Below are 24,899 nucleotides of genomic sequence, written 5' to 3'. Positions count from 1 at the left end.
ATCGCCGAGGGTGGAAATCCTCGGACGATACTGAGTGGCCATCACTGTTGTCTACGAAAAATCCTACACCAATGATGGATCTTTCTCTCAAGCTCGTCCTAGGACGTTGCTCCATTCCATCTGCTGGCAACGAAAGCCGCAGGCTTCTCGGTCTTTTTTATTGGAGCTTCACTAGATAACTTCGATAGATCCAGCCATCCACATCTTCACCGTCGACATCGGCCTTGACTCTAATCCAGGAGGACGTGTCACCATCAATGTTCTCGACCCATTCTCCCTTTGGCAGGCGGGCTAATTCATCTGAGTTTTTGTTAGGTTTCGCGCGCAGGATGACTTCGTCAGCCGTAACGACGCTATAACCCTTGAGCAGTGCACGTTGTTCACTTGTTAGCGACTTAACTGTCGCGCGAATTTCTTCGGGGGTTTTTGATGCTTCTGTAGCGCTGTACGACGTTGTGATCAGGGCGGCTAGGGCGATTACGTTTAAAAATTTCTGCAATTTATCCCAGAAGAAAGTAAGGAACACTGAAAGGTATCTGTATGCGTCCACTGAAAGCTCAGTAAGGCTCGCTCCATTTTCAATGACTTCAACTATTTCTTTTTCCAGATCAAGCTTGTTAGGCGGAGGGGTGTAGAGGGTTTCTGTGCTTGTATCGAAGTGGACAGAGTCGAATGTAAAGTGTTTTGTGGTTCTGTGAGCTTCGGGTGAATGAGAGGTCAGGTAGTTATAGAGGAGTGAATTTTTCTGCTCTTCAAACCATTCGGGTGCGAGGGCAAGAACTTCAATATTATTGAGGCTCGCTGTTGCTTTTCGAATTCGGTTGCTCACGGCTAAGCCAATATTTTTGGCTGGTTTATAGCTTGAAATACGTTGTAAGCCCAGCTCTTCGAATACTGCAGAGATGTTCTGCATCCGAAACTCAACAGAGGCTTTAGTTCGACTATTTAAAACTCCCTCACGTAGCACACGATTCTCATGAGCTTTATTGACGGTCTGACCACTTTTTTCACGCAGCAACATTCGGAAGTAAGCCTCGACCGTTGCTTGAATCTCCACATCGCTCCAATCGTTGGTGCTCATTTCCGTATTCCTAGAATCGTCCGAGGTCTAAAGCACTCGAACGATACTGAGTGGTCATCACGACTGTCTAGGAAAAATACTACATTTGCTGGCGATGCGGCTGACGGGTGATCCTACAAGTGCAGCACTAACTCATTGAACGTCTCGACGAAAGAAACAGTTGCATCGCCTTCCACCACCGAGGCTTAGCAGTCATTACTCTCCGTTGTTTTTGATCCTGCAACAGATACGGCATATCCCGAAGCCGAATCCAGCCCTCATCCTGCCAATGCAGCAAACTCAAAGACATCTCCGGCCAATCCAACAAGCTCAACATTGGCCGATTCGAATCTCCTGAATCCGCAGCATCGCGCAATGTCGGCACCACCTCATTGGTCAGCCATTCCCGCAACAACCGATTACCCGGAACGTAGTGATAGACCAGCAGCGCGTACACCCCGGACTCACTGAGCATCAGATGCTGTTCTGGTTCTCGAAAGTACTCAATCCACATGACGCGGCGCTGATCGCTATCTAGCTTGTTGACCACCCGATCATTCAGATGGAAACCCATCAAGCGGCCGACATCGCGAGCGGAGAACCAAGGCTGGTTTTCTAATAAAAGGGCATGGAGAGAAAGGTTGTGGCGAGAGAACACTATTACCGGGAGCGGATCAGACATATCTATGACCTCTACGTTAGATTTTGGGAGGGCCTGACCCCAACGTAGAGCGGACTTAAGAAATCCCAACGAGCAGAGCAGTTGTCACCGACGAATCACACGTCTGTGTCACTGACCAAGCTTTCTACGTTGGGCGTTTCTTAGGCACCTGCGATAGAGCTTAGTAGTGCTTGTAGCGGCCTTCAATGGGACGCGGCTGTAAGTGCTGTAGGAGATTGAGCGCTGTGACGTAGGCGTAAAAAACGATTACCAATCGTCCATAAAAAAGCCCCGATCAGATCGGGGCTTTTGCTTTCTCGACTTGGCGACTCAAGCAGCAATCGTCAAATCGTGGCGAGCGAGACCATTAGTCCCAGCTCAACGCACCACCAGTTTGGTATTCGATCACGCGAGTCTCAAAGAAATTCTTCTCTTTCTTCAAGTCCATAATCTCGCTCATCCAAGGGAACGGGTTAGTGGTCCCTGGGTACTCTTCTTTCAAACCGATCTGCGACAAACGACGGTTAGCGATGAACTTCAGGTAGTCCTCCATCATCGCCGCGTTCATGCCCAGTACGCCGCGAGGCATGGTGTCGCGGGCGTATTCGATTTCCAGCTGCGTACCCTGCAGGATCATTTGGGTCGCTTCTTCCTTCATCTCGGCATCCCACAGGTGTGGGTTTTCGATTTTGATCTGGTTGATCACGTCGATGCCGAAGTTCAGGTGCATGGATTCGTCGCGCAGGATGTACTGGAACTGCTCGGCGACGCCGGTCATTTTGTTGCGGCGGCCCATGGAGAGGATCTGGGTGAAGCCGCAGTAGAAGAAGATGCCTTCCAGAACGCAGTAGTAGGCGATCAGGTTGCGCAGCAGTTCTTTGTCGGTGTCCGGGGTGCCGGTTTCGAACTTCGGATCGGAGATCGAACGGGTGTATTTCAGGCCCCAGGCTGCCTTTTTGGCGACCGATGGGATCTCGTGGTACATGTTGAAGATCTCGCCTTCATCCATGGCCAGCGATTCGATGCAGTACTGGTAGGCGTGGGTGTGGATCGCCTCTTCAAACGCCTGGCGCAGGATGTACTGGCGGCATTCCGGGTTGGTGATCAGGCGGTACACGGCCAGGACCAGGTTGTTGGCAACCAGGGAGTCGGCGGTGGAGAAGAAGCCGAGGTTGCGCATCACGATGCGGCGCTCGTCGTCGGTCAGGCCTTCCGGGTTTTTCCAGAGGGCGATGTCGGCGGTCATGTTGACTTCTTGCGGCATCCAGTGGTTTGCGCAGCCGTCCAGGTACTTCTGCCAGGCCCAGTCGTACTTGAAGGGTACGAGTTGGTTGAGGTCGGCGCGGCAGTTGATCATGCGCTTTTCGTCAACAGCGACACGGGCGGAGGCGCCTTCGAGTTCGGCGAGGCCTTCGGCGACGTCGAGGGAATCCAGTGCTGCCTTGGCGCGGGCCACGGCGGCCGAGTCGTCGGCGGTGACGGCGCGGGCTTCCAGCGCTGCGGCACCGCCGGCGCTGTCGAGGCGGTCCATGTTGGCTTCAGTAGCGTGGCCGGCGTTGGCGCCTTTCACGGTTGCTACTTCACTGTCTTCTTTGTCGAATTCGTCCCAGCTCAGCATGACGTGTCGTCTCCTGCGTGAGGGCCTGTCGCCCCGTGTGAAACCTGATTGGTTGGGTGGTTCACACGGTCGTACAGACCGCGTTGGATCTTAAGGAATCGTTTTTTGCAGCAGCTAAGGCAGGCAATAAAACAGAATTTTGTTCGGGGTTCCGAGAGCCTCTGACGGGCGCAGCTCGCGTTGAACGCTGCTGCGGGGCTTCAGATTGGCTGTTCATCCCTGTAAGGGAATATTGCTGTCCCGATTAGGGCGGCATTATAGGGAAAAAAAACGGGCTGTGCTGAGGCGAATCCGCGCATGGAGCGGTCGAGGAGGCTGGTTTTTCGATGAGAGTGCGGGTTTACAGGGCTTTGCCGGGGATAGATTTTTTTTCGCAGAAATTTCGTAAATGTGGATTTGCTCAAAAAACGAACAAAAAAACCGGTTTTTTACTACATCTAGTGTTTTGCAAGCATTTTTGACGACTCCAGACACAACTGAGCCCGACCGAAGCCGGGCTGGAATCGACCCTCAAATGAGGCGCTGAGCGGTCCGATTCGGTGCAGTCTCAATCATCAATTGGTGCAGCCATTACCCATGACGCTGTAACGCAGGATATGGCGCTGACCCTTGGAGTCGTCGTACTCCATTTTGGCCGGTACCACTTCGCAGACATTCGGCACTTCGCTCATCGATACAACTTTGGCGATGTCCAGGTGAGTGGAGTAAGTGTATTCCTCGATCACCGGTTGTTGCTGTGCGACATCAGTCGGGACCTCGTCTGCCATGGCGGTTGCGCACAGACTGCTGAGGGCCAGAACCAATAAAGCTTTCATTTCAGATTTACCTTTTTGAGGTCGAGTGGGGTCACGCAACCTTTTTAGGGTTGCGTGTGGAACTTCATCATTTGCAGTTATTACTTGAGAGCTGGATTAACGGCCTTCGTGGGGGCTGTAACGTTGTTAATCGCGTTTGCCTTGTCGGCGAGGTGGATTTTAGGGAGGAGGGGTGGGGGTAAACAGGTGGGGTTTTGATAAACACTTTTGGCAGATTTGGTAACAATCGGTCGCCAGGGTGGGGAAGAGCGTTTTCTGGCGATGCAATTTGTCTGGGGAACCGAGTTGTCTGGATCGCTTGCAGGCAAGCTCCTACAAGGGGTTTGGGGTGTTTGGGGGTAGTGCGTCGGGCTTGCTGTCTGGGTATCGCCATGTTTTGTAGGGGCTTGTTACTACCATCGTCGAATGGTTCTATGGGCCCGGCCCGGCTACAACGGGGTCATACAAAAACAACTATTCCACCGAGGTAAGAAAGATGAGTGCGGCTTCTCTGTATCCCGTTCGTCCCGAGGTTCTGGCCAATACGCTGACTGACGAGGCGACCTACAAAGCCATGTACCAGCAGTCGGTCGTCAACCCTGACGGTTTCTGGCGCGAGCAAGCCAAGCGCCTCGACTGGATCAAGCCTTTCACCACGGTGAAGCAGACTTCCTTCGACGATCACCATGTCGACATCAAATGGTTCGCCGACGGCACCCTGAACGTTTCCTACAACTGCCTCGACCGTCATCTGGCCGAGCGCGGCGACCAAGTCGCAATCATCTGGGAAGGCGACGATCCTTCCGAAAGCCGTAACATCACCTACCGCGAACTGCACGAGCAAGTGTGCAAACTGGCCAACGCCCTGCGTGGTCAGGACGTGCACCGCGGCGACGTGGTGACTATCTATATGCCGATGATCCCTGAAGCCGTGGTCGCCATGCTGGCCTGCACCCGGATCGGCGCGATTCATTCGGTGGTGTTCGGTGGTTTCTCGCCGGAGGCGCTGGCGGGGCGGATCATCGACTGCAAATCGAAAGTGGTCATCACCGCTGACGAAGGCATCCGTGCCGGCAAGAAGATCTCGCTGAAGGCCAACGTCGACGACGCGCTGACCAACCCGGAAACCAGCAGCATCCAGAAAGTCATCGTGTGTAAGCGCACCGGTGGCGACATCAAGTGGAACCAGCATCGCGACATCTGGTACGAAGACCTGATGAAAGTGGCGGGCACCGTCTGCGCGCCAAAAGAGATGGGCGCCGAAGAAGCGCTGTTCATCCTTTATACCTCTGGCTCGACCGGCAAACCGAAGGGCGTGCAGCACACCACCGGCGGTTATCTGCTGTACGCGGCGATGACCCACGAGCGTGTGTTCGACTACCGTCCGGGCGAAATCTACTGGTGCACCGCCGACGTCGGCTGGGTCACCGGCCACAGCTACATCGTCTACGGCCCGCTGGCCAATGGCGCGACCACGCTGCTGTTCGAAGGCGTGCCGAACTACCCGGACATCACCCGGGTGGCGAAGATCGTCGACAAGCACAAGGTCAACATCCTCTACACAGCGCCGACCGCGATCCGCGCGATGATGGCGTCCGGCACCGCCGCCGTTGAAGGCGCGGATGGCAGCAGCCTGCGTCTGCTCGGTTCGGTCGGCGAGCCGATCAACCCGGAAGCCTGGGACTGGTACTACAAGAATGTCGGCAAGTCGCGTTGCCCGATCGTTGATACCTGGTGGCAGACCGAAACCGGCGGCAACATGATGAGCCCACTGCCGGGGGCGCATGCACTGAAGCCGGGGTCGGCGGCACGTCCGTTCTTCGGTGTGGTGCCGGCGCTGGTCGACAACCTCGGCAACATCATCGAGGGCGAGGCCGAGGGCAATCTGGTGATTCTCGATTCGTGGCCGGGTCAGGCGCGCACGCTGTATGGCGACCATGACCGCTTCGTCGACACCTACTTCAAGACTTTCCGTGGCATGTACTTCACCGGTGACGGTGCGCGGCGTGATGCCGATGGTTACTACTGGATCACCGGGCGCGTGGACGACGTGCTCAACGTCTCCGGCCACCGCATGGGCACCGCCGAGATCGAAAGCGCGATGGTCGCCCACCCGAAAGTCGCCGAAGCGGCGGTGGTCGGTGTGCCGCATGACATCAAGGGGCAGGGCATTTATGTCTATGTCACCTTGAAGAATGGTGAAGAGCCGAGCGAGCAACTGCGTCTGGAACTGAAGAACTGGGTGCGCAAAGAGATCGGCCCGATCGCTTCGCCGGACGTGATCCAGTGGGCGCCGGGGCTGCCGAAGACCCGTTCGGGCAAGATCATGCGGCGGATTCTGCGCAAGATTGCTACGGCTGAGTACGATGGGTTGGGGGATATCTCGACCCTGGCGGATCCGGGTGTGGTGCAGCATTTGATTGATACGCACAAGACGATGAATGTGGCTTAAGCCTGTCTGATGCATTGAAAAGCCCTGTCCGGTGTTTGCCGGGTGGGGCTTTTTTGTGTCTGGTTGGTTTGTGGTGGTTTTGCTGGCCTCTTCGCGAGCAGGCTCGCTCCCACAGTTTGACTGAGTACCTTCAGACAAAATGCAGAACCCTGTGGGAGCGAGCCTGCTCGCGAAGGCAACTTGGCTGACGCCCGTGTAGCCCGCTGTCGGAACGCAGGCCCCACCCACCAATAATTATCGATCTCCCCCGTAAGACATTTCCCGCTGTTACCGCCTGCCTTCCACGTAACCGAATGTGTAACCGCCCGCGTCAAACCGGGGCGAAGGGAAACGCAATGCCCCGTTTTAGAGCCTCAAAACCCCCAGTGAAAAATAAGACACAACGCTGCGCTTGCCGGATTAGAAGGGTTTGCGAATAATAGGCCCGCAATTTGCAGCATAGATCGGTTCACTGTCTTTCGCTCTTGCATGAATTTGCAAGGCTGTCAATGCGCCCGGGCGGGTTTCTCTGTGCATCTGTAATTAGTTGTCGCATTGAAGAAATATCGGCTTCGGGCCTGTCGTTAGAATGCCGATCACTCGCTCATCGTGGCTGACGTTGAAACCCCTAGTGGTTTCAATGGGAAATTTCCCACCGATGCTGCACCGCTTTCCCGATTCACCCATTCGCATATTGGGCTGTCGCTCACTCTGCCGTTTTTGCCCTTTACCGATGGAGTCCCAAGATGAAGAAACTTGTGCTGCTTGGCGCCCTGGCACTGTCCGTGCTGTCGCTGAATTCCTTCGCTGATGAAAAACCTCTGAAGATCGGTATCGAAGCGGCTTACCCTCCGTTCGCTTCCAAAGCGCCGGATGGCAGCATCGTTGGTTTCGACTACGACATCGGCAATGCCCTGTGTGAAGAAATGAAGGTCAAGTGCCAGTGGGTCGAGCAAGAGTTCGACGGTCTGATCCCGGCACTGAAAGTGCGCAAGATCGACGCGATCCTGTCGTCCATGTCGATCACCGAAGACCGTAAGAAGTCCGTGGACTTCACCAACAAGTACTACAACACCCCGGCCCGTCTGGTCATGAAGCAGGGCACCGTTGTCAGCGACAACCTGTCTGAGCTCAAAGGCAAGAACATCGGTGTGCAACGTGGTTCGATCCACGAGCGTTTCGCCCGCGAAGTCCTGGCCCCGCTGGGTGCCGAGATCAAGCCATACGGCTCGCAGAACGAAATCTACCTCGACGTGGCTGCTGGTCGCCTCGACGGTACCGTGGCTGATGCCACCCTGCTGCAGGACGGCTTCCTGAACACTGATTCCGGCAAAGGCTTCGCCTTCGTTGGCCCGCAGTTCACCGACGTCAAATACTTCGGCGACGGCGTAGGCATCGCGGTGCGCAAGGGTGACGCGCTGAAAGACAAGATCAACGCGGCCATCGCGGCCATCCGTGAAAACGGTAAATACAAAGCTATCCAGGACAAGTACTTCGCCTTCGATATCTACGGCAAGTAACACGTCTCTGCGACAAGTCAGAAATGGCGCAAGCAACAGGATCTCTGCGGTTTGCGCCATTTTTTCATCCCAACTTTCGAGGACCTGAATCATGTTGAAAGGCTACGGGGCTGTCATCCTCGATGGCGCATGGCTGACGCTTCAGCTCGCCTTGTCGTCCATGGCCCTGGCCATCGTTCTCGGGCTGATCGGGGTCGCGTTGCGCCTGTCGCCGATTCGCTGGCTGGCGTGGCTGGGCGATCTGTATTCCACGGTGATCCGCGGGATTCCCGACCTGGTGCTGATCCTGCTGATCTTCTACGGCGGTCAGGACCTGCTCAACCGTGTTGCGCCGATGCTCGGCTATGACGACTACATCGACCTGAACCCGCTGGCCGCCGGTATCGGCACCCTCGGTTTCATCTTCGGTGCGTACCTTTCGGAAACCTTCCGTGGCGCGTTCATGGCGATCCCAAAAGGCCAGGCCGAAGCGGGCATGGCGTACGGCATGAGCAGTTTTCAGGTGTTCTTCCGGGTGATGGTGCCGCAGATGATTCGCCTGGCGATTCCTGGCTTCACCAACAACTGGCTGGTGCTGACCAAGGCGACCGCGCTGATTTCGGTGGTCGGTCTGCAAGACATGATGTTCAAGGCCAAGCAGGCGGCAGATGCCACCCGCGAGCCTTTCACCTTCTTCCTCGCAGTGGCGGCGATGTACCTGGTGATCACCAGTGTCTCGTTGCTGGCGCTGCGTCACCTTGAGAAGCGCTACTCGGTAGGCGTAAGGGCGGCTGATCTATGATCTTCGACTACAACGTCATTTGGGAGGCCATGCCGCTGTACCTCGGCGGCCTGCTGACCACCCTCAAACTGCTCGCGCTGTCGCTGTTGTTCGGTCTGTTGGCGGCACTGCCGCTGGGCCTGATGCGCGTCTCCAAGAACCCGATCGTCAACGGCGCCGCGTGGCTCTACACCTACGTGATCCGCGGCACGCCGATGCTGGTGCAGCTGTTTTTGATCTACTACGGTCTGGCCCAGTTCGAAGCAGTACGTGAAAGCTTCATGTGGCCGTGGCTGTCCAGCGCAACGTTCTGTGCGTGCCTGGCGTTCGCGATCAACACCAGCGCCTACACCGCCGAGATCATCGCCGGCAGCCTCAAGGTCACGCCGAACGGCGAGATCGAAGCCGCCAAGGCCATGGGCATGTCGCGCTTCAAACTGTACAAGCGCATCCTGTTGCCATCGGCCCTGCGCCGGGCGCTGCCGCAGTACAGCAACGAAGTGATCATGATGCTGCAGACCACCAGTCTGGCGTCCATCGTGACCCTGATCGACATCACCGGCGCGGCCCGTACCGTCAACGCGCAGTACTACCTGCCGTTCGAGGCGTACATCACCGCCGGCGTGTTCTACCTGTGCCTGACCTTCATTCTGGTGAAGCTGTTCAAGCTGGCCGAGCGCCGCTGGTTGAGCTACCTCGCCCCGCGGAAGCACTGATATGGAACGCATCGACCACGTATTGCCGTGGAGCCATCTGGGCAGCGAGCGCAAGATTTCGGTGTTCCGGTTTGGGAGCGGCGAGCGCAAGGCTTACATCCAGGCCAGCCTGCACGCTGACGAACTGCCGGGCATGCGCACCGCCTGGGAGCTGAAAAAGCGCCTCGGCGAACTCGAAGCCCAAGGTCTGCTCAACGGTGTGATCGAGCTGGTACCGGTCGCCAACCCTCTGGGCCTCGGCCAATTGCTGCAAGGCAATCATCAGGGGCGTTTCGAGGCGGGCAGCGGCAAGAATTTCAACCGCGATTTCGTCGAGCTGAGCGCGCCGGTGGCGGCGACGCTGGCCGAGCGTCTTGGTGACGATCCGCACGCCAACATTCGCCTGATCCGTCAGGCCATGACCGATCATCTGGCGGCATTGCCCGAGGCAAGCAGCCAGTTGCAAGGCATGCAGCGCGTTTTGCTCAGCCACGCCTGCACTGCCGATGTGGTGCTTGACTTGCACTGCGACGCCGAAGCCGCGCTGCACATGTATGCACTGCCGCAGCACTGGCCGCAGTGGCGCTCCCTGGCCGCACATCTGAATGTGAAGGTCGGTTTGCTGGCGGAAGATTCCGGCGGCAGCTCCTTCGATGAAGCGTGCTCGTTGCCGTGGTTGCGTCTGTCGCGGCTGTTCCCGGACGCGCAGGTTCCACTGGCGTGCCTGGCGACCACCGTCGAGCTGGGCGGTCAGGCCAATACCGACCGCGCGGATGCGGTGGCGTGGGCTGAAGGTATTCTGGCGTTCCTTGCCGAGCAGGGCCTGATCACGGGCGAGTGGCCGAAGCCAGTCAACGAACCGTGCGAAGGCATGCCGTTCGAAGGCACTGAATTACTGTTGGCGCCGCACCCCGGTGTGGTGAGTTTTCTGCGTAAACCCGGCGAGTGGGTTGAAGCCGGGGATGAGATTTTCGAAGTGATCGACCCTGTGTCCGATCGGGTCAGCACGGTGTGTGCTGGTACGTCCGGGGTGCTGTTTGCCATTGAACGGCTGCGCTATGCCCAACCCGGTTTCTGGCTGGCCAAGGTGGCGGGGCGCGAAGCGCTGCGTCACGGGCGCTTGCTCAACGACTGACTGACTGTTTTTGTGAGAACCGACCGCATGTACAAACTTGAAGTCCAAGACCTGCATAAACGCTATGGCAGTCACGAAGTGCTCAAGGGCGTGTCCCTGAAAGCGGCAGCCGGCGATGTGATCAGCATCATCGGCTCCAGTGGCTCCGGCAAAAGTACTTTCCTGCGCTGCATCAACTTGCTCGAGCAGCCGCACGCGGGCAAGATCCTGCTCAACAACGAAGAGCTGAAACTGGTGGCCAACAAGGACGGCGCGCTGAAAGCCGCTGATCCGAAACAGCTGCAGCGCATGCGCTCGCGCCTGTCGATGGTGTTCCAGCATTTCAACCTGTGGTCGCACATGACCGCGCTGGAAAACATCATGGAAGCGCCGGTCCACGTACTCGGCGTGTCCAAGGCTGAAGCCCGCGAGAAAGCCGAGCACTACCTGAACAAGGTTGGCGTGGCCCATCGTAAAGACGCGTTCCCGGGGCACATGTCCGGTGGCGAGCAGCAGCGTGTGGCAATTGCCCGTGCGCTGGCGATGGAGCCGGAAGTGATGCTGTTCGACGAACCGACTTCGGCGCTCGACCCGGAACTGGTCGGCGACGTGCTCAAAGTCATGCAGGCCCTCGCTCAGGAAGGCCGCACCATGGTCGTGGTCACGCACGAAATGGGCTTCGCCCGTGAAGTGTCGAACCAGTTGGTGTTCCTGCACAAAGGTGTCGTGGAAGAGAGCGGCAACCCGCGCGAAGTGCTGGTCAATCCGCAATCCGAGCGCTTGCAACAATTCCTCTCAGGTAGCCTCAAGTAATCGCTGCCGTTATGCACCAGATTAGGTCATGCTTCGCGACCTGAAGACTGGCTCGGTCCCCCTGTGGGAGCGGGCTTGCTCGCGAAAACGGTCGATCAGTCAACATCATTGCTGCCTGAACCACCGCCTTCGCGAGCAAGCCCGCTCCCACAATGGACCTGCGACAGCTTCGATTACGGGCTAGCATTGGCCCATGCCTTCATCACCGTTCTTCGTTTCGGATTGCCCGCCCATGACTGCCCATCGAATTGGTTTCCTGATTTGGCCCAGCACTAAAGCTCTGACGCTGGCGCTGGCGGAGGAGGCCTTGCGTGTTGCTCAGCGGGTGCATCCGGAGGTGGTTTACGAATTGTCGTTCCTCCAGGCCGAAACCGTGACAGACGTTGCGGCCGAGGGGGCGTGGCAACTGCCCGGCGAGGCGTGGACCGGCAAGCTGGAAAACTTCCAGAAACTCTTTTTGCTCGCCGACGAGCCGCCGACCACTCTGGCCCCGGCCCTCAGCAGCGCACTCAAGCAACTGGTGCGTGCCGGTTGCGTGATCGGTGGTCTGTCGGCCGGTGTCTATCCGTTGGCGCAGCTCGGTCTGCTCGACGGTTATCGCGCGGCCGTGCACTGGCGCTGGCAGGACGATTTCGCTGAACGTTTTCCGAAAGTCATCGCCACCAGTCACTTGTTCGACTGGGATCGCGATCGCCTGACCGCGTGCGGCGGCATGTCGGTGCTCGACCTGCTGCTGGCGGTGCTGGCCCGTGATCATGGGGCCGAGCTGGCCGGTGCGGTGTCCGAAGAGCTGGTGGTCGAGCGCATCCGCGAGGGCGGTGAACGCCAGCGCATTCCACTGCAGAACCGCCTCGGTTCCAGCCATCCAAAGCTCACCCAGGCGGTGTTGCTGATGGAAGCCAACATCGAAGAGCCGCTGACCACCGACGAAATCGCCCAGCACGTGTGCGTATCCCGTCGGCAACTGGAGCGGATCTTCAAGCAATACCTCAACCGCGTGCCGAGCCAGTACTACCTGGAACTGCGCCTGAACAAGGCCCGGCAGATGTTGATGCAAACCAGCAAGTCGATCATCCAGATCGGCCTGTCCTGCGGTTTCTCCTCCGGGCCGCATTTCTCCAGCGCCTACCGCAACTTCTTCGGCGCCACGCCGCGTGAAGATCGCAACCAGCGGCGCAGCAGCAGTCCGTTCGAACTGTCGTCAGTGCCGCCGGAGCGCGGTTGACGCACCCCGGCAGAACCCGCTGAGCGTCACTCATCGACCCCCGAATCTTCAGACGTGGACACCTCCATTTCCGCCCGTTCGATGACGGCGTCCACGCCAAAATCGATGCGGTGCTTTTTGAAGTAGGCGATCAGCCGTTGCACGCTGAGCTCAAAGAGCGGATTGCCCCGCAGGCTGAATTTGTCCGCACGCTCTTCTGGCAACTCCAGGATATCGCTGGGAACCTGGGTGATTGCGTTGTCGCTCAGGTCGGCGATTTCCAGGTGTTCGAGTTGCAGCAGGCCCGGCGGCAGGCTGGTGATGCCGCTGTTGTCCAGCATCAGCGTTTGCAGATTGGTCATCTGACTGACATCCGGCGTCTCGCCCAACGGGTTGTCACTCAAGTCCAGGTGATCGAGGCGCTCCATTTGCGCAAGCTCAAGGGCGTTTTGCGGCGTGAGCGTCAAATCGCAGTGTGAAAGCGACAAATAGGTCAGCTCAGCCATGCGAAACACCGCCGGCGGAATGTGTTCAAGCCGATATTGATAAATCGTCAGTCCTCTGAGGCTGGCGAACGTCTCGACAAACCTGTCGATTCCAAACGTCTGACCCGGCAGGCTTCTGAGGTACAGATGCGTGACATGGCTGAAATCGGCATCGAGTACGGGCAAGTCGCCGCGGATGATCGTCGCCAGGTTCAAGTCATGCAGTGGCTGGAGGTTCTCATCCGGTTCGTCCTGCTCGGTTTCCCGGCGCCAGCACTGCTCAATGAGCGATTTGAATTCGTGACGTGCGGCGTGCTCGTTCAGCACCTGCTCAATCGTGAAGGGCTCGCCACTGATCGGATGCAAGGCAGGGTGGTCGGTCGCCCAGTTGGCGAGGTTGCTCCTCAAGTCGCTGTATTCGCGCTCAAGCCGTGCAAGTTCGATTCGACCCTCGGCCAGGGTGCCGGGTAGCAGATAGAAAAATTCACTGGCCTGTTCCAGATCCATGTGTGTGTACAGCGCCTGTACGCGCAGCAGATCAGCCTGTTCGGCCATTACGCCGAAGTCCTGGCGGGTGTCGTTGAAGTGGCGTTTGATGCGCTCCCGGTCTGCGCTGGCAATCGGATTGCCGCTCAGGTCGAAGCCTTCCGGAACATTGTTGGGCAGCTCGAAAAGGGCGGGAGGCAGCGATCGGATCTGGTTGTCGTTGAGCAGCGCGGTGCGCAATAACGGACGCGTGAGCAGGCCGGGTGGCAGTTCGGAAATGCCGGTCTCTGACACATCGATGTAATTGAGTCGTTGCATTTTTTCGACGTTGGGGGTGAGTCCGAGCGGGTTCCTGAACAGGTCCAGGGTTCTCAGGTGAGTCAGGGCCGCCAATGTTGTGTGGCTCTCGGCTGTCAGGGTGATGCTGCAGTCGCTGAGAATCAGCTCGCGCAGTTGTGGCGACTGGCTGATCGACTCCGGCAGGTTGCCCAGCTGGAAATTGCGCAGCGCCAGGCGACGCAAGCCGGAGAAGCAGTTTAGAAAACCGTGTATACCCTGAGTGCTGCCGACCCCCTCGATGGTCAGGTAGTCCACGTGACTGAAGTTCACCTCAAGTTGTGGCAGCTCTCCGATGATTGACTGTGACAGCCGCAGATCGATGGTCTGCTCGGTGTTCTCCGGCAAGGAAACCTGCTGCTTCCAGCAGTCCAGGATGTCGACGCGCATCTGCCGTCGGCGATGACGCTGGATCGCGTATTGCTCGGTGGTGAGGCGCGCGCTGGTCTCCGGATGAACGAGGGGAATCCCCTCAGTCCACGGACTCAGCACCGCGTCGAGGCGGTTGCGTTCAGTGATCAAGCGGCTCAGCTCCGCTCGCGGGCCGTTCGGATGGCGTTGCAGGCGCTCGACGAATGCATTGAGTTCCTCGGGCAGCAAGTGCGGCAGGAGCCAGTGGGCATGGGCGTGCAGCGTCGGCGTATTGGTCGGCATGCGCCGATAGCCGCTGGTACCGCCACGCAGGCGCATCACGGTGGGGTCGTAAGCAGGTTTGCGAAGCGGGTTTTGCGACAACAGATCCAGCAACGCTTGACGGTCGAGCGCGTGCTCACGAATCAGCTGCTTGAGCTGCAGGTCTTGCGTGATGTGGATGTTCAGCGCCGAACGTTCTGCGTCGGGCAGGGCATGCAGCAGGCTTGAATACAGTGACCCCGGCGCGCTGAGTGACTCACCGGTAGCGTCGAACGGCTGATAGTCGCCCTGTTCGGTCAGTACCAGTACCTTGCGAATGAGCGCGTCCTGCGCGCCGAGGCTGTCGATCAGTTGCCCGCTATGGCTGTAGTGCCTGAGCTCCATTCGTATCGACGGCGACCAGCCCGGCAAGCGTGGCAGCGAGTGGAGGGCCAGCCGATCCGTATCCAGATTATTGACTGTCGCTTGCAGCTCCAGCCCTTCAAAGGCTCGGGTTACGCGCACTTGCAGAACCGTTTCCTGGGTCAGAACCACCAGTCTTGCGGAGAGTGTTCCACGCTGTAATTGCAGGTATTCAGCATCACTTGCCGTTTCCAGTATCGATTGCGCCAACGCCTTCGGCAGGCCGGGTTCGGCATCCATCAGTACCTGTACCAGCGGGCTGGCGCCGCGCTGTAACTGACGATATTGATCCTCGAACAGGCTTTGGCGTTTGCGCTTTGCCAGCTCGGCGACGCTGCGCCGCAGGCTAGTTGCGCGGGCCTCGGCCGAGGGTGCGGGCGTATGCAGGGCTTCGCTCAATAGCCGCCTTCGTTGCGATTCTGTCAGGCGTTGCAGACAGGTCTTGAGCAGGTCGCCATCGTCCAGTCGTGAGCCCTCGATTTGTATGAAGGGCATATCGGCGACGGGGCTGCGCCACAGGGTTCTGCCTTGACGGTCGATCAGTTGCAGGCCTCGGTCGGCAGGCCAGTCGCCGTTGTCGAAAAGCAGTTGCAGTTGGGTGGCCGGGTCGGCCTTGAGGTAATCCTCGGCATTCGAGCTGCCAATCTGCTCGATGAGCAATTGAATGTCCTGATCGATCTGCCAGCGCTGCAGCGTGTCACTGAGTAAGGGTGGCAATTGATCGCGCTCGACGTGCATCTGGCGCAGGGTGTTTTCCTCGCAGCCACTGATATTCAGCAGGCGCTCCCGCAGAGCGGCGGGAAGGCGCTGCATCTGCGCACTGCTGCGGCTCAGCACGGTGGCGCGATCCCAAGCCAGTGGCTGGTCAATTTCGGTTTGCCAGGCGCCTGCGGTGTTGTGCCTGAGTGCGGGTTTGTAAGCCTCGGGGCGCGTCGGATGGTCGATGCTATGGGCGCCCGTTTCGGGGTCAAGGCTGACGGCATACAACTTGTCTTCCAGGGCCAGCAGGCTCTTGCCCAGGTGGGTGTGCAAGCCCAGTGCATCGGTTCGGATGTCTTTGGGCAGCGTGCCGGGCCACTCGTAAGGGCGCAGGTCGGGTTTCCAGTAGCGGGTCTTGCCATTGGCCGTTTTCACCGGAATGAAGCGGTCGATGAACTGGACGACATTGGCAGGCAACAGCGCGCGAAACTCGCTGACGGCGATAGCGCCGCCGGCGGCGAAAGTGCCGACCTGCACCATGGACTCCACGACGCCGATCAAATGCGCGAACGCTTCGCCGGACTGTCCTTCGGCCCAGTCGACGATGCTTTCGAACGTCTCGTCGAGCAGTTGGTAGGCCGTGTAGGCAAGCATCAGCTCGCCGAGAAATGGCACGAATGGCAAGGCGACGAACGCGACGAGGTTGAGCAACGACTGTGCGATGTCCGTGAAGGAATCCCAGAGTGCCCAGCGCGCCTTGCGATCGACCATGGCCGTCGAGACGGCGATGACGCGGGCATCGTTGAGCATCTTGTCGAGCTTGCGCTGGTAGAGGTAAACCCACAGCTCACCCCGGATCGGGGTCGCGACGATCTGCATAAAAGGCCGCACGGCCGGATGCTCGCGCCAGCTGGGGCGTGGATCGCCGGCCGGTACGGGTTGCCAGGTGACGGGGCTGAGCAAGGCCCGCAACTGACCGAAGAAAGCGCCGCGCTCGGCGTGGTCGATAAAACGGCTGAAGAAGACCTGATAGTCCGGATCGCGCAGGCGTTGCGCCAGCTCCTCAGCGAAGGCAGCGGAACTGGCGTATTCCTTGACTGGGTGTTGTGGGTCATCGGGAATGTAAACCACGACTCGCGCTGCTGCGTTTGCAGCTTCAAGATTCGGCGCGAACAGCACGATGCCGGTCAGGCGGACTTTCATCATCGTCAGCACATGGCAATGCCACGCCTGACGATTGAGGCGCAAATGCTGCAAGCCATCGAGCAGCCCGAGGATCAGGCGATGGACATCGGCCCCCAGCAGCTTTTGCATGTAGGCCATTTGCAGGGCGGCGACCAGGGCGGCTTTGTCACTCGTGCAAACCTGTGGTTGCAGCACGGCTGCGACCAGCGGATTGCTGACGCCCAAATTGTCTTGCAGATAAGTGTTGTAGCGGCGGCCGATATCCAGCTCGCGACACAGGCGGGTGAAGGCAGGGATCGACATCGCCTTGGGGATGTTCGGCAGCAAGCTGAACTGACCGTCGGACGAGGGCTGGCTGACATAACCCGAGGCGGACTCAAAGGCGTCAGCGCTGGTCTCGCTGCTTTCAAAATTGTGCAGCGCGGCGTCCAGCAACGAGACGGTCCAGGTGCGCGCGGCACCGGATTTGAGGCGTAGCCACGGAACATGGTCGGGCAGGTACAGGCGCAGGAAGGTTTGCCGGACATCCAGATTCAAGCCAAACCGCTTTTCCAGTTCGGCGCGCAGCAGCGGTTCGGCGAACGCTTTGGCGTCCTGCAAGCGGGCAAGGCTTCGTTCGACGCGGTTGTGTGCGGTCCAGTGCGCGGCATTCAGTGCGCGAAGTTTTGCATGCTCGGTGCGTGAAGCCTGTTTAAGGTTGGCGGGCAGTAGCGGACTGGCTCGTTTCAAAGCCGCGCGCTTGTGTGCCGCAGCCTGACTCAGCCATATCGGGATGGCCTGGAGCAGTGGTTGATAGTGTGCGTCCTGCCGGGGTAGGAGCAGTGAGTCGGGCAGTGTCGCGAGGGCAGGTGTGGTTTCTTGAATCATGGGGTGAGGCCGTTTGCCTGGAGAAAGGTCCCTAGCAAACACCGGCCATTGATTCGATGTGCGGTACATATATACCGCACGCCACAAAACTCTCTTGATTAAGATCCCCGGTACGTCTGCGCAAATGGCGGCGTGCAGTTTAAACTGCGCCTTTGCGACGCTATATGTCGCATTGCCGTAAACCCGGGAAAATCCGGGGTTTGCGCTATAAGAAGTTGTCGCTTGGCGGCAAGGCCGGGCTGAAAACTGTCCTTACAATCCCCCCATCGCTCGCCAGTTTCAGGCGGGTGTTCCTCTTCAGGAGACTCCGATGTCCGTTGAGCACGCTGCGGTACAACGCGCCGATTTCGACCAGGTAATGGTTCCCAACTACGCGCCTGCCGCTTTCATTCCGGTGCGTGGCGCCGGTTCCCGCGTCTGGGACCAGAGCGGTCGCGAGCTGATCGACTTCGCCGGCGGGATTGCCGTAAACGTATTGGGCCACGCGCATCCGGCGCTGGTCGGTGCCTTGACCGAGCAGGCGAACAAGCTGTGGCACGTGTCCAACGTGTTCACCAATGAGCCGGCCCTGCGCCTGGCGCACAAGCTGATCGACGCCACGTTCGCCGAGCGCGTGTTCTTCTGCAACTCGGGCGCCGAAGCCAACGAGGCCGCGTTCAAGCTGGCCCGTCGCGTGGCGTTCGACCGTTTCGGCAGCGAAAAATACGAGATCATCGCCGCGCTCAACAGCTTCCACGGTCGTACCCTGTTCACCGTTAACGTCGGTGGCCAGTCGAAGTACTCCGACGGTTTCGGTCCGAAAATCACCGGCATCACTCACGTCCCTTACAACGATCTGGCCGCGCTGAAAGCGGCGGTGTCCGACAAGACCTGTGCGGTCGTGCTGGAACCGATCCAGGGCGAGGGCGGTGTGCTGCCGGCCGAACTGGCTTACCTGCAAGGTGCCCGCGAACTGTGCGACGCGCACAACGCGCTGCTGGTGTTCGACGAAGTGCAGACCGGCATGGGCCGTACCGGTCACCTGTTCGCCTACCAGCATTACGGCGTAACCCCGGACATCCTGACCAGCGCCAAGAGCCTGGGCGGTGGTTTCCCGATCGCCGCGATGCTGACCACCGAAGCGCTGGCCAAACATCTGGTCGTCGGCACCCACGGCACCACCTACGGCGGCAACCCGCTGGCGTGCGCCGTTGCCGAGGCAGTGATCGACGTGATCAACACCCCTGAGGTGCTGAGCGGCGTCAACGCCAAGCACGACAAATTCAAGACCCGCCTGCAGCAGATCGGCGAGAAGTACGGCCTGTTCACTCAGGTGCGTGGCCTCGGTCTGTTGATTGGTTGTGTGCTGAGCGACGCCTGGAAAGGCAAGGCCAAGGACATCTTCAACGCCGCTGAAAAAGAAGGCCTGATGATTCTGCAGGCTGGCCCGGACGTGATCCGTTTCGCCCCGAGCCTGGTGGTGGAAGACGCCGATATCGACGCCGGTCTCGACCGCTTCGAACGCGCGGCAGCAGCACTGACGCAAGCCTGATAGACCCTTCGACGCCCGAGGATTCGGGCGTCGAACCCAATTTTTGATACCGGGCGAGTTCCATTGTGGGAGCGAGCCTGCTCGCGAAGAGGGCGTGTCAGTCAACATTTTTGCTGACAGATAGACCGCTTTCGCGAGCAGGCTCGCTCCCACAGTATCCGGTGTTTTTTCAGTAAATTTTTATAAGAGAAAGGAGTGACACCATGCTGGTGATGCGCCCTGCGCAAATGGCTGATCTGGGCGAGGTACAGCGTCTGGCTGCGGACAGTCCGATTGGTGTCACTTCCTTGCCGGATGACGTGGAACGTCTGAGCGACAAGATCGCCGCAAGCGAAGCCTCGTTCGCCGCCGAAGTGAGTTTCAACGGCGAGGAGAGCTACTTTTTCGTCCTCGAAGACACCGCCACCGGCAAACTGGTCGGCTGCTCGGCCATCGTTGCCTCGGCCGGTTACTCCGAGCCGTTCTACAGCTTCCGCAACGAGACCTTCGTCCACGCCTCCCGCGAACTGAAGATCCACAACAAGATCCACGTGCTTTCGCAATGCCACGACCTGACCGGCAACAGCTTGCTGACCAGTTTCTACGTGCAGCGCGAGCTGGTGGGTTCGCCGTGGGCCGAGCTCAACTCCCGTGGCCGCCTGCTGTTCGTCGCCAGCCACCCGGAGCGTTTCGCCGATTCGGTGGTGACCGAGATCGTCGGTTACAGCGACGAGAACGGCGATTCGCCATTCTGGGACGCAATCGGGCGCAACTTCTTCGACCTCAACTACGCCGAGGCCGAACGCCTGTGTGGCCTGAAGAGCCGCACGTTCCTCGCCGAACTGATGCCGCATTACCCGATCTACGTGCCGCTGCTGCCGGATTCCGCTCAAGAAGCGATGGGCCAGGTGCACCCGCGTGCGCAGATCACCTTCGACATCCTGATGCGCGAAGGCTTCGAGACCGATCACTACATCGACATTTTCGACGGTGGCCCGACCCTGCATGCGCGTGTTTCGGGGATCCGTTCGATCGCCCAGAGCCGTGTAGTGCCGGTGAAGATCGGCGAGCCGGTCAAAGGTGCCGGGCGCCAGTATCTGGTGGCCAACGCGCAGTTGCAGGATTACCGCGCGGTGCTGCTGGAACTCGATTACGCGCCGGGCAAACCGGTGACCCTGGATCTGGAAGCAGCCGAAGCCCTGGGCGTCGGTGAAGGTGCCAGCGTGCGCCTGGTGGCGGTTTAACGCCTTAGCGAGTTTCACGGGTGGCGAAGGCGGCCCGTTTGAGGAGATAGCATGATTGTTCGTCCCGTACGCAGCAGCGATTTATCCGCGCTGATCGACCTGGCCCGCAGCACCGGCACCGGCCTGACCACCTTGCCGGCCAACGAAGAGCGCCTGACCCATCGGGTCGGCTGGGCCGAGAAGACCTTTCGCGGCGAAGCCGGCCGTGGCGATGCGGACTACCTGTTCGTGCTCGAAGACGACAACGGTCGCGTGGTGGGGATTTCCGCCATCGCCGGCGCGGTCGGTCTGCGTGAGCCGTGGTACAACTTTCGCGTCGGCCTGACCGTCAGCGCCTCGCAAGAGCTGAACATCTATCGCGAGATTCCGACGCTGTTCCTCGCCAACGACCTGACCGGCAACTCCGAGCTGTGCTCGCTGTTCCTGCATGCCGATTACCGCACCGGTCTGAACGGCCGCATGCTGTCCAAGGCGCGCATGCTGTTCATCGCCGAGTTCCCGGAACTGTTCGGCAACAAGATCATCGCTGAGATGCGCGGCGTCTCCGATGAGGCCGGTCGTTCGCCGTTCTGGGAAAGCCTGGGTCGGCACTTCTTCAAGATGGAATTCAGTCAGGCCGATTACCTGACCGGCGTTGGCAACAAGGCGTTCATCGCCGAACTGATGCCGAAATTCCCGCTGTACACCTGCTTCCTGTCGCCGGATGCGCGCAACGTGATCGGTCAGGTACATCCCGACACCGAGCCGGCGCTGGCGATGCTCAAGAGCGAAGGTTTCAGCTATCAGGGTTACGTCGACATCTTCGACGCCGGCCCGGCCATCGAATGCGAAACCAGCAAGATCCGCGCAGTCCGCGACAGCGAAGCGCTGGTGCTGGCGATCGGTACACCGGGCGATGACGCCACGCCGTTCATCATCCATAACCGCAAGCGCGAAGACTGCCGCATCACCGCTGCGCCGGCCCGCCTGGCCGCCGGCACGCTGGTGGTCGATCCGCTGACCGCCAAACGTCTTCAACTCAACGCCGGCGATCAAGTGCGCGCCGTGGCGTTGTCTGCTGCTCGGGAGTCGAAATAATGAATTCGCTATACATCGCAGGTGAATGGCTGGCCGGTCAGGGTGAAGCCTTTCAGTCGCTGAACCCGGTGACCCAGCAAGTGCTGTGGTCGGGGGAGGGCGCGACTGCCGCTCAGGTCGAGTCCGCCGTGCAGGCTGCGCGTCAGGCCTTTCCGGGTTGGGCGCGGCGTTCGCTTGACGAGCGTATCAGCGTACTCGAAGCCTTTGCTGCCGCCCTGAAAAACCACAGCGACGAACTGGCCCGCACCATCGGCGAGGAAACCGGCAAGCCTCTGTGGGAAGCCGCGACTGAAGTCACCAGCATGGTCAACAAGATCGCGATCTCGGTGCAGAGCTATCGCGAACGTACTGGCGAGAAGAGCGGCCCGCTGGACGACGCCACCGCCGTACTGCGCCACAAGCCACACGGTGTGGTGGCGGTGTTCGGCCCTTACAACTTCCCGGGTCATTTGCCGAACGGCCACATCGTGCCGGCGCTGCTGGCCGGTAACAGCGTGCTGTTCAAGCCAAGCGAGCTGACGCCGAAAGTCGCCGAGCTGACGGTCAAGTGCTGGATCGAAGCCGGTCTGCCGGCCGGCGTGTTGAACCTGCTGCAAGGTGCTCGCGAAACCGGTATCGCGCTGGCGGCGAACCCGGGCATCGACGGTCTGTTCTTCACCGGTTCGAGCCGTACCGGCAATCACCTGCACCAGCAGTTCGCCGGGCGTCCGGACAAGATCCTCGCGCTGGAAATGGGAGGCAACAACCCACTGGTGGTCGATCAGGTGGCTGATCTGGACGCGGCGGTGTACACGATCATTCAGTCGGCGTTCATCTCCGCCGGTCAGCGCTGCACGTGCGCGCGTCGTCTGCTGGTGCCGCAAGGCGCGTGGGGCGACAGCCTGCTCAAGCGTCTGGTGGAAGTCAGCGCGACCATCGAGGTCGGTGCGTTCGATCAGCAACCCGCGCCGTTCATGGGCTCGGTGATTTCCCTTGGCGCGGCGAAAGCGCTGATGGATGCCCAGCAACACCTGCTGGCCTATGGCGCGGTGTCGCTGCTGGCGATGACTCAGCCGCAAGCGCAATCGGCGTTGCTGACTCCGGGCATTCTGGATGTGACCGCCGTGGCTGAGCGTCCAGACGAAGAACTGTTCGGCCCGTTGCTGCAAGTGATTCGCTACGCCGATTTCGCTGCGGCGATCGCTGAGGCCAACGACACCGCTTATGGCTTGGCGGCTGGTTTGCTGTCGGATTCCGAAGATCGTTATCAGCAGTTCTGGCTGGAAAGCCGCGCCGGTATCGTCAACTGGAACAAACAGCTGACCGGTGCCGCGAGCAGCGCGCCGTTCGGCGGCGTCGGGGCTTCGGGTAACCATCGCGCCAGTGCTTACTACGCGGCGGATTACTGCGCGTACCCGGTGGCGTCGCTGGAAACACCGAGCCTGGTGTTGCCGGCGGCCCTGACGCCTGGCATCAAAATGGTGTGATGCCTATTCGCGAGCAGGCTCGCTCCCACAGGAAGTTGCATTCCAAAGTGGGAGCGAGCCTGCTCGCGAAGGCCGCGCCGCGGTCTTAAAGAATAGTTACTGAAGCCTATAACAACAGATTCTCGTGGAGCCTCGCTGATGAAATCCTATGAAGTCAATTTTGACGGTCTAGTGGGGCCGACCCATAACTACGGTGGTCTGTCCTACGGCAACGTTGCGTCCCAGAGCAACAGCCAGCAATCCTCGAATCCGAAGGAAGCGGCGCTGCAAGGTCTGGCGAAAATGAAAGCGCTGATGGAAATGGGCTTTCAGCAAGGCGTGCTGGCGCCGCAGGAGCGTCCTGACGTGGCCGCTCTGCGCCGTCTGGGTTTCAGCGGCACCGACGCGCAAGTGATCGAGCGCGCCGCGAAGGAAGCCATGCCGTTGCTGGTCGCCAGTTGCTCGGCATCGAGCATGTGGGTGGCCAACGCCGCCACTGTCAGCCCGAGTGCCGACACCGCTGATGGTCGCGTGCATTTCACCGCCGCCAACCTCAATTGCAAATACCACCGCAGCATCGAACACCCGACCACCAGCCGCGTGCTCGGCGCGATGTTCGCCGATCAGCAGCACTTCGCCCACCACGCCGCGTTGCCGGCAGTGGCGCAGTTCGGTGACGAAGGCGCAGCCAACCACACGCGTTTCTGCCGTGAGTACGGCGAGGCCGGTGTCGAGTTCTTCGTGTTCGGTCGCAGTGCGTTCGACAACCGTTACCCGGCACCACAGAAGTACCCGGCGCGCCAGACCCTGGAAGCGTCGCAAGCGGTGGCGCGTCTGCACGGTCTGCGTGACGAGGGCGTGGTCTACGCGCAGCAGAACCCGGCGGTGATCGACCAAGGCGTATTCCACAACGACGTGATCGCGGTGGGTAACGGCGAGGTGCTGTTCTATCACGAGGACGCGTTCCTCGACACCGAGCAGATGCTGGCCGAGTTGCAGGGCAAACTGGCCAAGGTCGGCGGCAAGTTCCAGTCGGTCTGCGTGCCGCGTTCGGCGGTCACCGTGGATGACGCCGTGCGTTCCTATCTGTTCAACAGCCAGTTGCTGTCGCGTCCTGATGGCTCGATGCTGTTGATCGTGCCGGAAGAATGCCGTGGCAACGAGCGTGTTTGGAACTACCTGCAAGGGCTGACCAGCTCCGGCGGGCTGATCCGCGAAGTCAAAGTCTTCGACCTCAAGCAGAGCATGCAGAACGGCGGTGGCCCGGCGTGCCTGCGACTGCGCGTCGCGCTCAACGAAACCGAGCTGGCGGCCGTCAACCCAGGGGTTATCATGACGGCCCCGTTGTACGGTTCGTTGACCGCATGGGTTGAAAAGCACTACCGCGACCGCCTGAGCGAAACCGATCTGGCGGACCCGCAGTTGCTGCTTGAATGCCGGACGGCACTGGATGAACTGACGCAAATCCTTAAACTGGGCGCGGTTTATCCATTCCAGATCAATTGATGGCCGGCGCGTTGCCTGAACGCGGCGCGCGGCTTGTCTCCCCAAGAGAGTAAAAACATGAGCGATTCCCTGCAGCTGATCCTTGAAGACACCGACGGCACGCAACTGCAAACCTCGTGCACCCGCGTCGCGGTCATGTGGCAAGGCAAAGAGCTGTGGATCCAGCAGGACGGCCGTGGCCAACTGCTGATCGGCGTGGACGTCGAGGAAGGTGACGAAGAGTACGCCAACCTGCTGCTGCGCCCATTGGCAACTAATCTGGTAAGTCTGCAACTGGAAATGGAACCGGCTGAAGTCGGTGACGAAGACCACGTGCACGGCCCGGATTGCAACCACGATCACTAAGGAAACCGC

The 24,899-nt window shown here is 59.5% G+C and carries 18 protein-coding genes; 13 read left to right on the top strand and 5 right to left on the bottom strand.

Annotated elements, in window-relative coordinates; genetic code table 11:
- Positions 1 to 157: 157 nt before the first annotated feature.
- The 4 genes from ACM6I7_RS01310 to ACM6I7_RS01295 form a co-directional block, all read right to left on the bottom strand.
- Positions 158 to 1,081 carry an SH3 domain-containing protein gene (locus ACM6I7_RS01310; protein ID WP_414887816.1) on the bottom strand — a complete coding sequence of 308 codons (924 nt, stop codon included), beginning with the start codon at positions 1,079 to 1,081 and terminating at the stop codon, positions 158 to 160.
- A gap of 127 nt (positions 1,082 to 1,208) precedes the next feature.
- Entirely contained in the window at positions 1,209 to 1,742 is a 534-nt protein-coding gene (locus ACM6I7_RS01305; protein WP_414887815.1) for a Bro-N domain-containing protein, read from the bottom strand.
- 346 nt (positions 1,743 to 2,088) lie between these two features.
- A complete protein-coding gene (locus tag ACM6I7_RS01300) occupies positions 2,089 to 3,339 on the bottom strand; it encodes a ribonucleotide-diphosphate reductase subunit beta (protein WP_003227292.1) in 1,251 nt (416 codons plus the stop codon).
- Between the two features lie 554 nt (positions 3,340 to 3,893).
- Positions 3,894 to 4,154: a DUF2790 domain-containing protein gene (locus ACM6I7_RS01295; protein WP_027612631.1), complete on the bottom strand. Its 261-nt coding sequence runs from the start codon at positions 4,152 to 4,154 to the stop codon at positions 3,894 to 3,896.
- 475 nt (positions 4,155 to 4,629) lie between these two features.
- Between ACM6I7_RS01295 and acs the strand changes: the two genes are divergently transcribed.
- The 7 genes from acs (at position 4,630) to argR (ending at position 12,691) form a co-directional block, all read left to right on the top strand.
- Positions 4,630 to 6,585, top strand: coding sequence for an acetate--CoA ligase (gene acs, locus ACM6I7_RS01290; protein WP_007963105.1), 1,956 nt, complete (start codon positions 4,630 to 4,632; stop codon positions 6,583 to 6,585).
- 725 nt (positions 6,586 to 7,310) lie between these two features.
- Positions 7,311 to 8,084, top strand: coding sequence for an ABC transporter substrate-binding protein (locus tag ACM6I7_RS01285; protein WP_027612633.1), 774 nt, complete (start codon positions 7,311 to 7,313; stop codon positions 8,082 to 8,084).
- A gap of 91 nt (positions 8,085 to 8,175) precedes the next feature.
- Positions 8,176 to 8,865: an ABC transporter permease gene (locus ACM6I7_RS01280; protein ID WP_003227287.1), complete on the top strand. Its 690-nt coding sequence runs from the start codon at positions 8,176 to 8,178 to the stop codon at positions 8,863 to 8,865.
- Complete coding sequence (locus ACM6I7_RS01275; RefSeq protein WP_414887814.1) at positions 8,862 to 9,560, top strand: ABC transporter permease; 699 nt, start codon at positions 8,862 to 8,864, stop codon at positions 9,558 to 9,560. Before ACM6I7_RS01280 ends, ACM6I7_RS01275 begins: the two co-directional genes overlap by 4 nt.
- A gap of 1 nt (position 9,561) precedes the next feature.
- On the top strand, positions 9,562 to 10,674 hold the full coding sequence (locus tag ACM6I7_RS01270; RefSeq protein WP_414887813.1) for a M14 family metallopeptidase: 1,113 nt from the start codon (positions 9,562 to 9,564) through the stop codon (positions 10,672 to 10,674).
- Positions 10,675 to 10,701: 27 nt separating this feature from the next.
- Positions 10,702 to 11,466, top strand: coding sequence for an ABC transporter ATP-binding protein (locus ACM6I7_RS01265; protein ID WP_003227281.1), 765 nt, complete (start codon positions 10,702 to 10,704; stop codon positions 11,464 to 11,466).
- 232 nt (positions 11,467 to 11,698) lie between these two features.
- Complete coding sequence (gene argR / locus ACM6I7_RS01260) at positions 11,699 to 12,691, top strand: transcriptional regulator ArgR (RefSeq protein ID WP_027612635.1); 993 nt, start codon at positions 11,699 to 11,701, stop codon at positions 12,689 to 12,691.
- A 26-nt stretch (positions 12,692 to 12,717) separates the two neighbouring features.
- On the opposite strand, the gene ACM6I7_RS01255 is transcribed toward argR, so the two are convergent.
- The gene (locus ACM6I7_RS01255) at positions 12,718 to 17,625 is read right to left on the bottom strand and encodes a dermonecrotic toxin domain-containing protein (protein ID WP_414887812.1); all 4,908 of its coding nucleotides are present in this window, start codon (positions 17,623 to 17,625) and stop codon (positions 12,718 to 12,720) included.
- A gap of 448 nt (positions 17,626 to 18,073) precedes the next feature.
- Between ACM6I7_RS01255 and ACM6I7_RS01250 the strand changes: the two genes are divergently transcribed.
- From ACM6I7_RS01250 to ACM6I7_RS01225, 6 genes are all read left to right on the top strand, one after another.
- Positions 18,074 to 19,294, top strand: a complete 1,221-nt coding sequence (locus ACM6I7_RS01250; protein WP_097085830.1) for an aspartate aminotransferase family protein — start codon at positions 18,074 to 18,076, stop codon at positions 19,292 to 19,294.
- A gap of 203 nt (positions 19,295 to 19,497) precedes the next feature.
- Positions 19,498 to 20,517 carry an arginine/ornithine succinyltransferase subunit alpha gene (gene aruF, locus ACM6I7_RS01245; RefSeq protein ID WP_025112905.1) on the top strand — a complete coding sequence of 340 codons (1,020 nt, stop codon included), beginning with the start codon at positions 19,498 to 19,500 and terminating at the stop codon, positions 20,515 to 20,517.
- A 51-nt stretch (positions 20,518 to 20,568) separates the two neighbouring features.
- Positions 20,569 to 21,594, top strand: a complete 1,026-nt coding sequence (gene astA / locus ACM6I7_RS01240) for an arginine N-succinyltransferase (protein WP_027612638.1) — start codon at positions 20,569 to 20,571, stop codon at positions 21,592 to 21,594.
- Positions 21,591 to 23,060 (top strand): succinylglutamate-semialdehyde dehydrogenase, encoded by a 1,470-nt coding sequence (gene astD / locus ACM6I7_RS01235; protein WP_414887865.1) that lies wholly within the window; start codon positions 21,591 to 21,593, stop codon positions 23,058 to 23,060. The genes astA and astD overlap by 4 nt, the downstream gene beginning before the upstream one ends.
- A gap of 138 nt (positions 23,061 to 23,198) precedes the next feature.
- Positions 23,199 to 24,545 (top strand): N-succinylarginine dihydrolase, encoded by a 1,347-nt coding sequence (gene astB, locus ACM6I7_RS01230; protein WP_096795019.1) that lies wholly within the window; start codon positions 23,199 to 23,201, stop codon positions 24,543 to 24,545.
- A gap of 57 nt (positions 24,546 to 24,602) precedes the next feature.
- Positions 24,603 to 24,890: a hypothetical protein gene (locus tag ACM6I7_RS01225; protein WP_007963090.1), complete on the top strand. Its 288-nt coding sequence runs from the start codon at positions 24,603 to 24,605 to the stop codon at positions 24,888 to 24,890.
- Positions 24,891 to 24,899 lie beyond the last annotated feature (9 nt).

The organism is Pseudomonas sp. IT-93MI4 (genome assembly GCF_949767635.1).
GTDB lineage: Bacteria > Pseudomonadota > Gammaproteobacteria > Pseudomonadales > Pseudomonadaceae > Aquipseudomonas > Aquipseudomonas putida_A.
Note: the sequence above shows the minus strand (reverse complement) of the source record. Positions and strands in the feature narration are given on the sequence as shown.

Excerpts from the sequence above, each read along its gene's own strand:
- ACM6I7_RS01310 (WP_414887816.1), bottom strand. The coding sequence starts at position 1,081 with ATGAGCACCAACGATTGGAGCGATGTGGAGATTCAAGCAACGGTCGAG.
- ACM6I7_RS01305 (WP_414887815.1), bottom strand. The coding sequence starts at position 1,742 with ATGTCTGATCCGCTCCCGGTAATAGTGTTCTCTCGCCACAACCTTTCT.
- ACM6I7_RS01300 (WP_003227292.1), bottom strand. The coding sequence starts at position 3,339 with ATGCTGAGCTGGGACGAATTCGACAAAGAAGACAGTGAAGTAGCAACC.
- ACM6I7_RS01295 (WP_027612631.1), bottom strand. The coding sequence starts at position 4,154 with ATGAAAGCTTTATTGGTTCTGGCCCTCAGCAGTCTGTGCGCAACCGCC.
- acs (WP_007963105.1), top strand. The coding sequence starts at position 4,630 with ATGAGTGCGGCTTCTCTGTATCCCGTTCGTCCCGAGGTTCTGGCCAAT.
- ACM6I7_RS01285 (WP_027612633.1), top strand. The coding sequence starts at position 7,311 with ATGAAGAAACTTGTGCTGCTTGGCGCCCTGGCACTGTCCGTGCTGTCG.
- ACM6I7_RS01280 (WP_003227287.1), top strand. The coding sequence starts at position 8,176 with ATGTTGAAAGGCTACGGGGCTGTCATCCTCGATGGCGCATGGCTGACG.
- ACM6I7_RS01275 (WP_414887814.1), top strand. The coding sequence starts at position 8,862 with ATGATCTTCGACTACAACGTCATTTGGGAGGCCATGCCGCTGTACCTC.
- ACM6I7_RS01270 (WP_414887813.1), top strand. The coding sequence starts at position 9,562 with ATGGAACGCATCGACCACGTATTGCCGTGGAGCCATCTGGGCAGCGAG.
- ACM6I7_RS01265 (WP_003227281.1), top strand. The coding sequence starts at position 10,702 with ATGTACAAACTTGAAGTCCAAGACCTGCATAAACGCTATGGCAGTCAC.
- argR (WP_027612635.1), top strand. The coding sequence starts at position 11,699 with ATGACTGCCCATCGAATTGGTTTCCTGATTTGGCCCAGCACTAAAGCT.
- ACM6I7_RS01250 (WP_097085830.1), top strand. The coding sequence starts at position 18,074 with ATGTCCGTTGAGCACGCTGCGGTACAACGCGCCGATTTCGACCAGGTA.
- aruF (WP_025112905.1), top strand. The coding sequence starts at position 19,498 with ATGCTGGTGATGCGCCCTGCGCAAATGGCTGATCTGGGCGAGGTACAG.
- astA (WP_027612638.1), top strand. The coding sequence starts at position 20,569 with ATGATTGTTCGTCCCGTACGCAGCAGCGATTTATCCGCGCTGATCGAC.
- astB (WP_096795019.1), top strand. The coding sequence starts at position 23,199 with ATGAAATCCTATGAAGTCAATTTTGACGGTCTAGTGGGGCCGACCCAT.
- ACM6I7_RS01225 (WP_007963090.1), top strand. The coding sequence starts at position 24,603 with ATGAGCGATTCCCTGCAGCTGATCCTTGAAGACACCGACGGCACGCAA.